We start from the raw sequence: 13,684 nt of genomic DNA, 5'->3' as shown, positions 1-13,684 counted from the left end.
CCCCTCCACCGTAGAAGTTGCCGTTACGTCAAGGTCAACCCCGCTCGAATCGCTTGATTGGCTCGATTCCCGGCCGAAATGGGACCAATCAGGCGATTCGAAGCGAAGGCGGGTGTCCAGATCGAGATATATCGTGTTATCGTGACGGCAACACGATATATCGTGAATCCCTCGACACAGGAGAAGCAGACATGACCGAGAAGTGGCTCATCGCCCCCGGCGAGGAACGCGTCATCGACATCGCCTCCGCGACCCGGCTCAAGGTGGGCCTCGTCGGCGGACAGGTCGACGTCATCGCCCACGACGAACCCGGCATCAGGATCGAAGTGCACGGCGTCACCACGAAGGACCTCCGGATCGAGTCCCGCGACGGCGAGGTCGAGATCGACCACCCGCAGCTCGGCTGGGACAACTTCCTGGAGGTGTTCCGTAACTTCGGCTCCGGCGGTCCGCGCGCCGAGGTGAGCGTGGCCGTCCCGCGCGGGATCGCCCTGACCCTCGGCGTCGTGAGCGCCGGCGCCCTCGTGTCCGGCATCCGCAACGACACGCGTCTCAACACCGTGTCCGGCGACATCATCGTCGACACCCTCATCGGCGACCTCAGCGTGAACTCGGTCTCCGGCGACGTGCAGATCCGCAACCTCACCGGCTCGCTCAGCGCCAACAGCGTCTCCGGCGACGTGGCCGTCACGGGCGCCATCCGCAAGGCCACGGTCGACATCGTCTCCGGCGCGACACTGGTGGACGCGGCGGGCGACGTCAACACGATCACCGTGAACTCGGTCTCCGGCGGCACCACGGTGCGGCTCGACGAGTCCCTCGCGGCGAACTACGTCATCCGTTCGCTCAGCGGCCGTCTCCTCATCGACGGCGTCGAGCGCAGCTCGTCCGGCCCGAGCACCTACAACGGCACCACCGGCGAGCTCGCGGGACGCTTCGTCGACCTCCGCGCCAACTCCGTCTCCGGAGGGGTGACGGTCCTCCGCCGCGCTCCGCAGACCATCGAGAACGACCCGGAGTGGGAAGCATGAGCCCCGCGGTCTTCTCCCACGGCGATCTGCGCCTGTACCTGCTGTCGCTGCTCGCGGAGTCCCCGCAGCACGGCTACGGCATCATCCAGTCCCTCACGGATCGGACCGGTGGCACGTACACGCCGAGCGCCGGCACCATCTACCCGCGCCTCGCGAAGCTCGAGGAGGAGGGGCTGGTCACCAAGACCGTCGACGGACGCACGACGATCTATGCGATCACCGAGGCCGGACGCGCCGAGCTGGCCTCGCGCCAGAGCGACCTCGCCGACATCGAGGCGGGCATCACCGACACCGTCCGCCTCATCGCGAACGAGGTGCGCCAGAGCGTGCAGGAGGCGATGAAGAGTCTTCGCGCCGACCTGGCGACAGCCACCAAGGACGACCGGGCGGCAGCGAAGAACAGGCCGCGCACCGCGGGCGACGATGCACGGCTGACCAGCCGCGAGGAGCTGCACCGCGCGGACGCCGTCGTGAACGCCTTCCGCGCCCGCATCCGCACCGACCTGCGCACCCATGTCGCCAAGGGCGGCGTCCTCCCGTCGTCGGTGGTCACCGACCTCGAGAACGCGCTGGATCAGGCCGCCCGCAGCGTGACCGTGGCGCTGAGTCAGCCGGACTCCTGAGCCCCTGGCATGACCGCACGAGGCCCCGTCGACATCCGTCGGCGGGGCCTCGTCGTGTGCGGATCACTCCGGCCAGATCTCCTTCTGCTCGTCCGGCACGGACTCCCCCAGGGGGACGACGAGCACGGAGCGGTGCTGGCGATGGGCGAGGCGCGCGGCGACGGAGCCAGTGAAGAACTCCCGGATGGACTCACCGATACCGCGCTTGCGGGTACCGACGACGATGAGCTGCGCGTCGAGCTTGTTCGCGAGCTGCTTGATGGCCAGCGCCGGGTCGCCGACGAGCTGACGTGCCGTCCAGGTGACGCCCTTGCCGTCGAGCACCGTGGCCGCTGCCGCCTCGACGGCCTCGAACTCGGCAGCCCCCGCGTCGAAGTTGATGTCGATGGGAGCGGAGTGCACGTAGCCGTCCGGATCCTCGTAGGTGACGAAGCGCGTGATGTCGACGTGGGCCACCACGAGCGGTGCGTTCAGCAGCCGGGCGAAGCGGACGGCCTCATCGAGAACGTGCGGGTCCTGGTCGAGCTGCATCCCGACGATCACGGCCTTCTGCAGAGCGGCGTTCTGCGTGGCCTCGTCGGACGGAGTGGAGGTGCTGTCGGTCATGGAGATCGCTCCCTTCGCCGGCCTGGCCGCGGCCAGGGTCTGTTCCCCGCGTGCTATCCTGAATGCTACTCTTACCGGCCTCGAGCCGGTGTCGTGAATGACTCGGGCGCCCGTCTGCCCGCAGCTTAACTCGTGAGGGGGTCTCAGGCATGGGCCGTGGCCGTCAGAAGGCGAAGCACACCAAGATCGCCCGCGAACTCAAGGCGTACAGTCCGTCGGTGAACTACTCGGCGCTGGAGCGCGAGCTCGCGCATTCGAGCGACTCCGACGAAGACGCCTACGTCGACAAGTGGGCCGACGAGTACGCGGACGAAGACGAAGACGAACTAGAGAAGGCGTAGCCCCTCGGTTCGAAACACCCGCACGGCTCGTGCGGGTGTTTCGTCGTTCCCGGGCGGCTGCGGGCGGGCGACGTCGCGCGCTGCCGTGATCACGCCTGCCGTCCGGAACCCGATGCCTCCGGCATGTCAGCGCTACCTCGACGCGAGCCGAATGCTTCGCCAGACCGCTGATCCACGTCTTGTGAGCGCAAACATTTTCTGATTTGATGTGCATGTGATCGACGGCGCACCCTCGCCGCGTCCCCGCTTCGGGCGATCCGCAGGAACATGACCTCAAAGAGGAGAACAGCATGGCACCCACCTCACGCACCCCCCGCGTCGCCGCGGTCGTCGCCCTCGGCGCGGTGTCGGCGTTCGGACTCGCGGCCTGCGCCCCGGCCGCCTCCGGGGGCGGCGACGCCGGCGGTGAGCCCGTCACCATCGAGTACATGCACCGCCTCCCCGACGGCGAGGGCATGACCACGGTCGCGGAGATCGTCGACCGCTGGAACGAGGAGCACCCCGACATCCAGGTCAAGGCCACGAAGTTCGACGGCAAGGCCAGCGACATGATCCTCAAGCTCGAGACCGACATCAAGGCCGGGAACGGCCCCTGCCTCGCGCAGACCGGATACTCCGAGGTGCCGCAGCTCTACGTGAAGGGGCTGCTGGAGGACGTCGCCGCGGAGGCCGAGAAGTACGAGGACCACTACTCGGCGGGAGCGTTCAGCGGCATGCGGGTCGGTGACGCCATCGTGGGCCTCCCGCAGGACACCGGACCCCTCGTCTACTTCTACAACACCGCGGAGTTCGACGCGCTCGGCCTCGACGCCCCGGCGACGCTCGACGACCTGACCGCCGCCTCCGCCACGGCCGCCGCCGCCGGCAAGTTCGTCACCGCCTTCACCCCGGACGAGGCGCAGAACTGGCTCTCCGGACAGGCTGCCGCCGCCGGAGACACCTGGTTCTCCACGGAGGGCGAGGAGTGGAAGGTGGACGCCGAGGGCGCCGGCTCCGAGCGGGTCGCCGCCTTCTGGCAGGGCCTGCTCGACGGCAAGCAGACGCTCGCGACCGAGCGTTGGGGCGAGGGCTTCACGGCGGCGCTGAACGACGGCAGCCTCATCGGCCACGTCGGCGCGGCGTGGGAGGCCGGATTCCTCCTCGACTCCCTGGACGGCACCCCGGCCGAGGGGCAGTGGCGCGTCGCCCAGCTCCCCGACTTCGGCGCCGGGGCGATGACCGGCCCCGACGGCGGCTCCGGCGTCTCGGTCATGAAGGGCTGCGAGAACCCCGAGGCCGCCATGGAGTTCAACGACTGGTTCAACACGCAGGTCGACGACCTCGCCTCCCAGGGCCTCGTCGTCGCCGCGAAGGGCGAGGTGGAGACGCCCGAGAAGATGCTGCGTCAGTTCGGCGGTCAGGATGTGCTCGCCGAGCTCGGGACCGCCACCGAGAACCTCAACCCCGACTTCCCCTACGCCCCCGGCTTCTCGACGCTGGCGAACATGAACGAGACGGCCGCCGCGGCCGCCGCCGGCACCGCCACTGTCGCCGACATCTTCACGACGGCGCAGGACACGGCCGTCGCGTCGCTGAAGGACCTCGGCCTTCCGGTCGCGGAATGACCGGACCGGAAGGCATCATCGGATGAACGACGGCGGAGTGCACGGGCGATCGTGCACTCCGCCGTCGTCGTGAGAGCGAGAGGCACATCATGGCCACAGTGACCGAGACGAGGGCAGCGGCGCCGCTCCCTCCCGCGCGCCGTCCCGTCGCACCGTCGACGCGTCGATCGCGGGTCCGCAGAGAGGGCCTGACCGGGTGGCTGTTCATGGCGCCGTTCGCGCTGCTGTTCGCCGTCGTCTTCCTCATCCCGATCATCGTGTCGGTCCGGTCGTCGTTCTTCGCCCAGGTACCCGCCGGCGGCGGCCTGTACGGCGGCGGTGAGCTCGTCGACACCTTCGTCGGCCTCGACAATTTCGCCGCGGCGGCGAGCGACGGCGCCTTCTGGGCCGGCATGGGACGGGTCGTGCTCTACGCGGCGTTCCAGATCCCGGTGATGATCATCGCGGCCCTCGCCCTGGCCCTGCTGCTGGACTCGTTCATCGTGCGCCGCCCCGCCCTGTTCCGCCTCGCCTTCTTCCTCCCGTACGCGGTCCCCGGCATCATCGCGGCGATGATGTGGCTCTACCTCTACACGCCCGAGGTGTCGCCCTTCCTGCCCTATCTGCCGGAGGGGACCGACCTCATGTCGCCGCAGACGATCCTCTTCTCGATGGCGAACATGACGACGTGGACGTACACGGGCTACAACATGCTCATCTTCCTGAGCGCCCTGCAGGCCATCCCGCGCGACCTCTACGAGGCCGCCCGCCTGGACGGCGCGACGGGATTCCAGATCGCGACCCGCATCAAGGTGCCGCTCGTACGCGGTGCCGCGCTGCTGGCCGTGCTGCTGTCGATCATCGGCACGATCCAGCTGTTCAACGAGCCGGTCATCCTGGAGGCTGCGAACTCCTGGATGGGCAAGGACTTCACGCCGATGATGCTCACCTACAACACGATGATGGGCGAGCTGTCGCCGTCGGGCAGCGGTCCGGCGTCGGCGTACTCGCTGCTCATGGCCGGCATCGCGGGTGTGCTCGCGATCGTGTACGCACTGCTCCAGCGGCGGAAGAGCGACGCATGACCACCACACGACTCGTCACCGTGGCTCCGCCGACGAAGCGGCGCTCCCGCAGGCCGCAGGCGGCGGACGCCCCTCCTCCTTCGATCGCCCCCGGCCCCGCCGCGCGCACGTTCGGCATCATCGCCCTCGTCGTCGCCACCTTGTACTTCCTCGTACCGGTGTTCTGGCTCGTGGTCGCCTCGACGAAGAACAACACCGACCTCACGTCGACGTTCGGCTTCTGGTTCGCCGAGCCGAACCTCGCTGCCAACTACGACAGCCTCATGGGCTGGACGCAGGGGCTGTTCTGGCGCTGGGTCGGCAACTCCCTGTTCTACTCGCTCAGCGCCGGGGTCATCGGCACGCTGTTCGCCGTGATGGCCGGCTACGCGATCGCCAAGTTCGCCTTCCCCGGGAAGAAGCTCGCGGTCGGCATCATCATGGCGGGGCTCCTCCTGCCCGTCGCCCTCCTCACGGTGCCGCTGTACATCGAGTTCCAGGCGCTCGGCCTCACGAACACGGTGTGGGCGATCATCATCCCCTCGGCGGTCTCGCCGTTCGGCGTCTTCCTCGGCATGGTCTACGCGCAGTCCTCGGTGCCGACGGAGCTGCTGGAGGCCGCCCGCATCGACGGCGCCGGTGAGGCCCGGATCTTCTTCACGATCGTGCTGCGGCTGCTCGGCCCCGCGATGGTGACGATCTTCCTGTTCATCTTCGTGGCCACGTGGAACAACTTCCTCCTCCCGCTCATGATGATCTCCAGCCCCGACCTCAAGCCGGTCACGCTCGGCCTCTACGGCATGATGAGCTACTTCTCCCCCGACAAGGGCGCCGTCATGCTCGGGGCACTGCTCGGCGTGATCCCGCTCATCGCCCTGTTCTTCACGCTGCAGAAGTACTGGCGCTCCGGTCTCGCCGCCGGCGCCGTCAAGGGCTAGGCACCTCGACCGCGCACAGACCGGAGGCCGCCGGCGCGAGCCTCCGGTCGTGCGTGAGGAGGGGCAGCAGAAACTCGTCCTCCAGCCGCGACCCCAGGACACCGGTCGACGTTCCGGTGCAGACCAGGTCGACGACGATCGAGGCGTCGACGACGGTCACCGCCCGGCGCGCCCCTCGTGCACCGGGACATGCTCTCCCGCCCCGGAACTGCGACCCGTGGAGAACCGGCAAACTCCCCGCCGCGTGCAGAAGAGGCCCGGGGCGAACCCCGGGCCTCTTTGTGCGCAGACGGACTCAGCTGCGTCGCCGCCGCCAGAGCCCCGCGCCGAGGGCGCTCAGCGCGAGAGCCCCGACAGCCACCGCCAGCCAGGTCATCCCCTCCGCGCCGGTCGTGGCCAGCGCCCCGCCCGCGGCGGTCGCGGCCGCGGTGACCGCGAGATCCGCACGGGCCAGCTCGGCGCCCTCGGCGTCCGTCGCAACGAGCGCATGGGCACCCGCGGGCGTGCCCGCCGGGATGAGGACGGTCGCGACCGCGCTGCCGTCGGCGGCGATCGTCACCTCCCCCACGCGGACCGGCTCCGAGTGGAGCCAGAGCTGCACGACCGCCTCGGGGTCGAAGCCGCGGAGCTGCACGCGGAGGGAGTCTCCTGCCGCCGCGGTGCCGACCGACGGGGTGAGGACGGCTTTCTTCGCAGGCTTCGCCTTCTTGACTGTGAGGGCGGCGCCGGCCACCTCCGCGCCGGAGGCGTCCTTGACGAGGAAGCGGTGCTTCCCGACCGTCGCATCCGCGGGGATGAGCACGCGGGTGGTCAGCGCGCCGCGCGCATCGACCGTCGCGTCCGCGAGCCGCACGCCGTCGAGCCAGAACGAGACGACGCCGTCGGGCGCGAAGCCCGAGAGCACGGCCTCGACCGTCTCCCCCGCCCGCACGGAATCCGCGCCGAGCGTCAACGCCGGATCGGTCTCCGCAGCACAGGCCCCGAGGTCGTCCTCGGGCCGCTTCTCCGGGGCGTGCCCCGCCTGCGGGACGGTGGTGCCGTACACCGCCATCTCCGCCACGGCGGCGAACGGCGTGCCCGAGATCGACGAGGTCGCCGTCACCCGCACGTATCGCGCCGTGGTCGCGTCGAAGTCGACATCCTGCCACTCCGCGACGTTCTTCCACTCACCCGCCGCGACGTCGGTGAAGGTCTGCCCGTCGGCGGAGACCGCGACCTGGAAGCCCTTGATGGGGCCGTTCTGGTTCGCGCCGCGCCGCAGATAGGAGATGCCGTCGACCGTCTCCGCCGCCCCGAGATCGAACGTGAGCACGTGCGGATACCCGGGGGCGTCGCTGCTCCAGCGGCTGTGCCAGAACGTCCCGGCGTTGCCGTCGAGCATGTTCGCCGCCTCGCCGTCCTCACCAGCGGTCTCCTCGGAGCTCGCGGTCGCGGTGATCTGCGCGTTCGGGATGCGGGCACGGGAGGCGACAGCCGCCTCCTGCGCGGTCTGCACGGTCCGCACGTCGCAGTCGACGAGGTAGGTGGCTGCGATGCCGATGCTCACCGGAGAGCCCGCGGCCGACGCCGGAGCCGTCAGCAGCCAGTCCGTCGTCACGCTCTCGCCGGGGGCGACCTTCGCGAACAGGTTCGACGACCCGTCTGCGACCTCGACGGTGTAGCCCTCCGGGAGGTCGAGCTGCACACCGACGTTCTCCGCCAGGATGTCCTCGCTGTTGGTGAAGGTCGTGGTGAAGGGTGTCTGCGCCCCCGGGCTCAGGGTCACGGCCTCGCCGGAGACCGTGGCGCACGGGGTGCCACCCTCCGTCGGACCGAGGTCGGTGACCGTGAAGTCGTCGAGGACGAAGTCGACGTCCGGGCCGCCGACGCGCTCCAGACCGACCCACGTGTAGTCGCCGCACCCCACGATCACGTCCTCCTGGAACGCGGTGGTCTCCAGGGCCTGCACGACAGGGGTGCGACGCAGGGTCGTCGAGGAGATCTCCCCGCCGAGCACGGCGTCGGTGCCGGTCAGCCAGCGGTAGGCCCCGCTCGCACCGGCCTGGTAGTCGAACCCGATGCGATAGGTGTGCCCGGCCTGCAGCGGTACCAGCGTGGGGTCGGTCCGGTAGACGACGCCGGAGTTCTCGGAGTGGGACATCAGCGAGTGCTCGCCGGCGAGAGTGGTGTCCACCGCCAGCCCCGCGAGCGCTCCGCTGTCGAACGGCTTGGCCGTGTTGCGCCAGTCGCTCGTCGTGTACGGGTCGTGCCGCCGCGTGATGCTCGTGCGCGGGTCGTCGATGCCGTTGGCGTCGCCCTTCACGAACGGGCCCCAGCCGGGCTGATTGCCCTCGAAGTCGTTCGAGTACACGGTGCCGGACGCGGCGGGGGCCGTCGTATCCGCCATCACCCTGGCGTTGTCGATCCGTACCGTCGCGTCGCCGGCGACCGCCGAGACCGAGACGGTCACCTCGCCGGAGGCCGGGGCGACGAACGACACCGATCCGCGCTGGTAGTACTGTCCGGCCTTGGAGTCGGCGCGCATGTAGTTGTACGTCGGGGAGAGGTTCCAGGTGCGGCTCACGACGCCGCCCCCGGTGTCGACCGCGACGCTCACGTCCCGCGTGGCCGTCGGATCGATCTGCACCTGCGCGGAGAACGCGTAGCGCTCCCCGGGGGTGAGGCCGGTGACGGTCTGCGAGATCGCGGAGGCGGACGAGCCGAACACCGCGATGTTGTCGCCCCGCGAGGCGTTCTTCGCCGCGCCGAGGTCCGTGCGCTCGATGGTCACGTCGCCCCGAGGGTTCCACCCGTCGAGCGCGCCCGAGTTGAACCCGGGATCGATCAGGCCCGCGTCGTGATACTCGATCGGCGCCCGCTGCGCCCCGCCCTGGGGCACGACGACGTAGGCCGTCCCCTTCTCACCGGACAGCGTCAGCTTCCCGTCGACCGCGGTGACGGTGCGCACCTTCTCGCGGCCCTGGTCGCCGAGCGCGAACACGTCGAAGGTCGTGTTCCCGCGGAAGCCGTCCGTGAGGCCGAAGGTCTTCTCGCCGCCGGAGGCCGTGAAGAAGTACATCTTGTCCGCGTCGACGGGCGAACCCGACTCGGCACTCGACTCCAGCGACTGCCACGGCAGGAGGTAGGAGTCGCCGCGAAGAACGGTCGCGCCGTCCATCGTGACGACCCGCGTGCCGCCGTCGATCCGAACAGCCACGTCGTCGGTGAACGTAGCCTCGACCCCCGCCTCGTACGTCTGCAGGTCGAAGTGCTGCAGGAACTTCGTCGGCAGGCTCTGCGACCAGATGTTGCCGATGAAGCCGTCCCAGTTGCGATTGCCCACCCAGCCCTCGGCATCGACGAGACGCTGCTGGCCGAGCAGGACGTCGTCGTTCCAGACGTCCGCCTGCGCGTTCTGGATGAACCGCACCATGGTGGAGTTGATGCCCTTGTTGTCCTTGCCGCCATAGGCGAGGTCGTTCGGCCAGTGCGACCAGACCGTGCTGTCGACGAACTTGTCGCCCCACTCGGTCGCGACCTCGAGGTCCATGGCGTTCAGCTCGTCCGCGAGCTCCTCGGCCACCCAGCCGTTGGAGTAGTACACGTCGATGTAGACGCCGCTGAGCCCGGGCACCTCGTCCCGCAGCTGCTGGAAGCGGTCGAGCACGCGTCCCGTGCCGAGGTCGGTCTGCTGATTGATGTAGTACGACTGGTCGAGCCAGTTCCAGCCCGGCTTGTAGGGCGGTGTGCCGTCGAGGATCGCGGCGTCGAACGCGTCCGCCTGGGGGTAGATCTCCGTGGCGTTGACGTGCACGCTCATGTCGGCGTTGAGCTTCGCCCCCTCGTCGACGAGGCGGTTGAGGTCGGCGAGGCCGCCCGCGCGCTCGTTGTAGTTCCCGCCGTAGTCGGTGTTCGCGGAGTCGTGGCCCTCGCTGCCGAAGCCCTTGTTGAGCACCCACTGCCCCAGGCCGTCGGTCTGGTTCGCGATGCGCTTGGTGTTGTCGAGCACGAGGTCGAAGTAGTTCGTGGCGCTGGAGGCGAAGTTGAACGGGATGCGGCTGACCACGCGGTCGGCCACCCGGTCGGCACCGAGGCGCGGGGCATCGACCTCGCGGTAGCGGATCGCGGCGTCCTGCCAGTCCACGGTCTCGTCGCCGTTGCGGTCGGCGGTGAGGAGCACCGTGACCTTCGGCAGGGCGTAGGTCGTCACCCGGCTGTCGACGGCGGTGGTCGGATGGATGAGCCAGGTGTTCGAGCCGATCTCCGCGGTCCGGCCGTCGGCCGCAGTCACCCGCGTCGTGAGCCGGGTGTTCCACGAGGCGGTGCCGCCGGAGGCCTGCGTCGTCGCGTTCGTGATCACGCTGCCGGCGAGGGTCCCGTGGCCGAGGAACGCGAAGGCCGCGCCCTTCGTGCCGGTGGCCGTCGTCGCGCCCACCGCGATGTGCTCGTCGGCGTTCGTGGTGCTGTTCGGGCTGATGACGGTGCGGTCGAGGACGGCGCCGTCCGCGGCCGTCGCGGAGAGGAAGGCGTTGTCGGGGAGCCCCAGGGTGTTCACCGCAGCGGAGCCGTCGACTCCGGCCACGGTGAACTCGACCGTGCCGTTCGCGGCGACCCGGATGCTGCTGCGCACCGTGACGTCGATGCCGGTCAGGGTCGAGACGTAGTCGACGCCGGTCGCCGTCGCCGTGGAGGTGGTGGTCGACGCATAGGCGGTGCCGTTGACCGCCCAGGTGCGCGGGGAGCCCTTCTGCCCGCCGAGGCGCTCATCGCCCACGCGGTAGCCGAGGATCTGCGGGAACGCGGAGGAGACGGTGGCCGTGGTGCCGCCCGCGGCGATCTCGACGGTGTCCCCGGGCTCCGGCTGCTCCGGCGTCTCCGGCTCGGTCACGATCGGCGGGAGCTCATCGTCGGAGAGCACCTGGATCTCGCCGGCGCCGCCGCCCGTGGTGCCCTGCGCATCGATGATGAGGAGGGCGACGTACCGGCCGTCCTTCGCGGTGTCCAGAGTGATGCGCTGCTTCTCGTCGTTCGCGGTGGGCGCGTGCAGCGTCGCGGCCGCCGCGGCGGCGCCCCATCCCCCGTCGGCCGGCGAGGTGCGCGCGGCGTTCGCGTCGTCCGTGACGTACACCTCGACGGTCTTCGCCGCGACGCTCTGGCCGCGCTTGACCGAGTAGTCCAGCGCCTTCACCGAGAGGGACCGCTGCAGATCGAGGGAGATCCAGTGCGGGAAAGGGGCGTTGGCCGAGTACCTCGACGTCCACTGCGTCGCGTAGTCGCCGTCGAAGGCACCGAGAGCCGTGCCGTCGAGCGAAGGCGGCGCCGGATACGGATCGGCTTCGCTGGACACCGCGTGCAGTCGGTAGTCCTCGTGCGGGACGGGGACGAGATCGGCGGCCTGCGCCGCGGTCGCGGGGAGGAGCGCTCCGCCGAGCGCGAGGGCCGTCGCCAGCAGGGAGCTGACGGCGACGGCGGTGCGCGGCGGTCGGGAAGATGTCGACACGTCTTGCCTCTCGAACGGTGCGACGGCCGGAGGAAAGGACGCCCCGATGCGCCGCAGGTGGATCATCGATCGCAACCGATGTTTGCGCTATCACCGTAGAGCGACGCGGTGGCTTAAGACAAGAGTCGAGCGCGAAGTATGCGCAAACATTGGCCGAAGGTCACCACCCGCGGCCCGTGTGCGGCTCAGGAGCCGATGAACTCCTCGGTCTCCCCGAAGGACGGCGCCTCCCGGATCTCCACCGTCGCCCCGAGGCCGTCGGTGTCGAGCACCACGATCTCGTTGCGCCCGGCGCGCCACAGCGGCGCGGGGGCGTAGAGCGTCTCCTGCGGCCCCACGCTCCAGTAACGTCCGAGCAGGAATCCGTTCAGCCACACCATGCCCTTGCCGCCACCGGGGAAGGCGAGCCACGCGTCCAGCGGTTCAGCGACATCGAACCCGGCGACGGCGAGGCCGTCCGCTACGCCCGACCCGGCGGCGTCCGCCGCCGGTGCCGTCTGCGGCAGGAGGCGATGCGTCCAGCCGTTCACAAGGCGGCGGCCGATCATCACCCCGCGCATGATGCCCTTGCCCTCGCCGGTGTACGGCCCGTAGTTGATGCGTCCGAGGCTCTCGACGACGAGCATCAGCCGACCGGAGCCGCCGTCCACGGGGAGAGCGAGAGACGTCTCGCCGTCCCGTTCGAGCACACCGAGGCGGCGGTCGTCGAGGAAGACGACCGCGCGATCATGCAGGCCGTCGATGGTCAGTGTCGCCTCCTCGGGGAACGACACGTCGGCCTCATAGGCCACGAGACCGTCCTCCGCCCCGAGCTGCTCGAAGGTGAGTGGACGGGGCGAGAGCGCGCCCGCCGCAGGGGTCGCCCGGACCACGTCGAGTAGACCCGCCTGCCGCTCCAGGGGCGCGGACGCCGCGGACTGCCGCCGCGGCTGGTCGGGGACCGGCGGCAGCGCGTCCGCGTGGAAGGGAGCGAAGAGCGCGCGAAGCGCATGGAACTTCTCCCCGAGCGTGCCGTCCTCGCCGATCGGGGCGTCGGAGTCGTAGCTGGTCACCGTGGGCTGCAGCACGAGGTCGTGGTTCGCGCCGTTCCACAGGCCGAAGTTGGTGCCCCCGTGCGCCATGTAGAGGCTGACCGAGCCGCCCTCGTCGAGGAGCTCGCGGATCGTCCCGCCCATGCTGTCCGCCGACCGCACATGGTGCCGCTCGCCCCAGTGGTCGAACCAGCCGCCCCAGAGCTCGCTGCACATGAGCGCCTCCCCATGCCGACGCAGGGAGGCCGCCACCGGCACCCCGGTGCCGAACGTGAACGTCGTCATCGCGCCCGGCACGCTCCCGTGCGCGATCATGTCCGGGGTGATCCCGTCCGCCGTCGTCAGCATCTCCACCATGCCCCGTCGCCGGAGCCCGTCACGCAGGTGGGCGAGGTAGGCGGCGTCGCTGCCGAACGATCCGTACTCGTTCTCGACCTGGATCGCCACGATCGGCCCGCCGTACGCCGCCTGCAGGGGCACGAGCCGCGGGAGCAGTGCGTCGTACCAGGCGTCGACGGCGGCGAGGAATGCGGGATCGCTCGTGCGCAGGGCCGAGACCCGGCCGGTGAGCCAGAAGGGCAGCCCGCCGTTCGACCACTCCGCGCAGATATAGGGGCTCGGCCGGAGGAAGACGTCGAGGCCGACCTCGCCGGCCAGCCGCACGAAGCGCTCGACGTCCCGCCAGCCGTCGAAACGGATGTCCCCCTCGACCCGCTCGTGGAAGTTCCAGGCGACGTAGGTGTCGACCGTGTTCGCGCCCATCGCGGCGAGCCGGCGCAGGCGGTCCTCCCACTGGTCGGGGTGCACGCGGAAGTAGTGGATCGAGCCGGACAGGATGCGATGCGGCACACCGTCGCGGAGGATCTCCCCGTCGCGCCAGGACAGGGCGGGGGCGCCGGGGGCAGCGGCGTCTGTCGGCGCGGCGACGGCCGTGGAGAAGCCGTCGGAAGCCGCGGCGAGAAGGTCGGACATTACACTCCCAGCTGAA

General features: G+C 70.0%; 10 protein-coding genes. 6 read left to right on the top strand and 4 right to left on the bottom strand.

All coding sequences use genetic code 11. The annotated features are described in order from the left end of the window. Positions 1-191: 191 nt before the first annotated feature. Together KZC57_RS11900 and KZC57_RS11895 are read left to right on the top strand one after the other, a co-directional pair. Positions 192-1,031, top strand: a complete 840-nt coding sequence (locus KZC57_RS11900) for a DUF4097 family beta strand repeat-containing protein (protein ID WP_105949168.1) — start codon at positions 192-194, stop codon at positions 1,029-1,031. Beyond that, a complete protein-coding gene (locus KZC57_RS11895; protein ID WP_060922301.1) occupies positions 1,028-1,654 on the top strand; it encodes a PadR family transcriptional regulator in 627 nt (208 codons plus the stop codon). Before KZC57_RS11900 ends, KZC57_RS11895 begins: the two co-directional genes overlap by 4 nt. A gap of 63 nt (positions 1,655-1,717) precedes the next feature. On the opposite strand, the gene KZC57_RS11890 is transcribed toward KZC57_RS11895, so the two are convergent. Then, positions 1,718-2,260 carry a universal stress protein gene (locus KZC57_RS11890; RefSeq protein ID WP_060922300.1) on the bottom strand — a complete coding sequence of 181 codons (543 nt, stop codon included), beginning with the start codon at positions 2,258-2,260 and terminating at the stop codon, positions 1,718-1,720. Positions 2,261-2,409: 149 nt separating this feature from the next. Here KZC57_RS11890 and KZC57_RS11885 point away from each other — a divergent pair, with 149 nt between their 5' ends. The 4 genes from KZC57_RS11885 to KZC57_RS11870 all read left to right on the top strand — a co-directional run bounded on the left by KZC57_RS11885 (position 2,410) and on the right by KZC57_RS11870 (position 6,186). Further along, positions 2,410-2,601: a DUF3073 domain-containing protein gene (locus KZC57_RS11885; protein WP_025104705.1), complete on the top strand. Its 192-nt coding sequence runs from the start codon at positions 2,410-2,412 to the stop codon at positions 2,599-2,601. 290 nt (positions 2,602-2,891) lie between these two features. Continuing rightward, positions 2,892-4,205 carry an ABC transporter substrate-binding protein gene (locus tag KZC57_RS11880; RefSeq protein ID WP_247641841.1) on the top strand — a complete coding sequence of 438 codons (1,314 nt, stop codon included), beginning with the start codon at positions 2,892-2,894 and terminating at the stop codon, positions 4,203-4,205. An 89-nt stretch (positions 4,206-4,294) separates the two neighbouring features. Next, positions 4,295-5,269 carry a carbohydrate ABC transporter permease gene (locus KZC57_RS11875; protein WP_247641840.1) on the top strand — a complete coding sequence of 325 codons (975 nt, stop codon included), beginning with the start codon at positions 4,295-4,297 and terminating at the stop codon, positions 5,267-5,269. Then, on the top strand, positions 5,266-6,186 hold the full coding sequence (locus KZC57_RS11870; RefSeq protein WP_060922297.1) for a carbohydrate ABC transporter permease: 921 nt from the start codon (positions 5,266-5,268) through the stop codon (positions 6,184-6,186). Before KZC57_RS11875 ends, KZC57_RS11870 begins: the two co-directional genes overlap by 4 nt. On the opposite strand, the gene KZC57_RS11865 is transcribed toward KZC57_RS11870, so the two are convergent. The 3 genes from KZC57_RS11865 to KZC57_RS11855 form a co-directional block, all read right to left on the bottom strand. Beyond that, positions 6,176-6,346, bottom strand: coding sequence for a hypothetical protein (locus tag KZC57_RS11865; protein ID WP_158698506.1), 171 nt, complete (start codon positions 6,344-6,346; stop codon positions 6,176-6,178). The genes KZC57_RS11870 and KZC57_RS11865 overlap by 11 nt on opposite strands. 135 nt (positions 6,347-6,481) lie before the next feature. Next, positions 6,482-11,665, bottom strand: coding sequence for an endo-alpha-N-acetylgalactosaminidase family protein (locus KZC57_RS11860; RefSeq protein ID WP_247641839.1), 5,184 nt, complete (start codon positions 11,663-11,665; stop codon positions 6,482-6,484). Positions 11,666-11,850: 185 nt separating this feature from the next. Next, on the bottom strand, positions 11,851-13,668 hold the full coding sequence (locus KZC57_RS11855; RefSeq protein ID WP_247641838.1) for a beta-galactosidase family protein: 1,818 nt from the start codon (positions 13,666-13,668) through the stop codon (positions 11,851-11,853). Positions 13,669-13,684: the final 16 nt, after the last annotated feature.

Origin of the sequence: Microbacterium sp. KSW4-4 (genome assembly GCF_023091185.1) — a bacterium.
Classification (GTDB): domain Bacteria; phylum Actinomycetota; class Actinomycetes; order Actinomycetales; family Microbacteriaceae; genus Microbacterium; species Microbacterium paraoxydans.
Note: the sequence above shows the minus strand (reverse complement) of the source record. Positions and strands in the feature narration are given on the sequence as shown.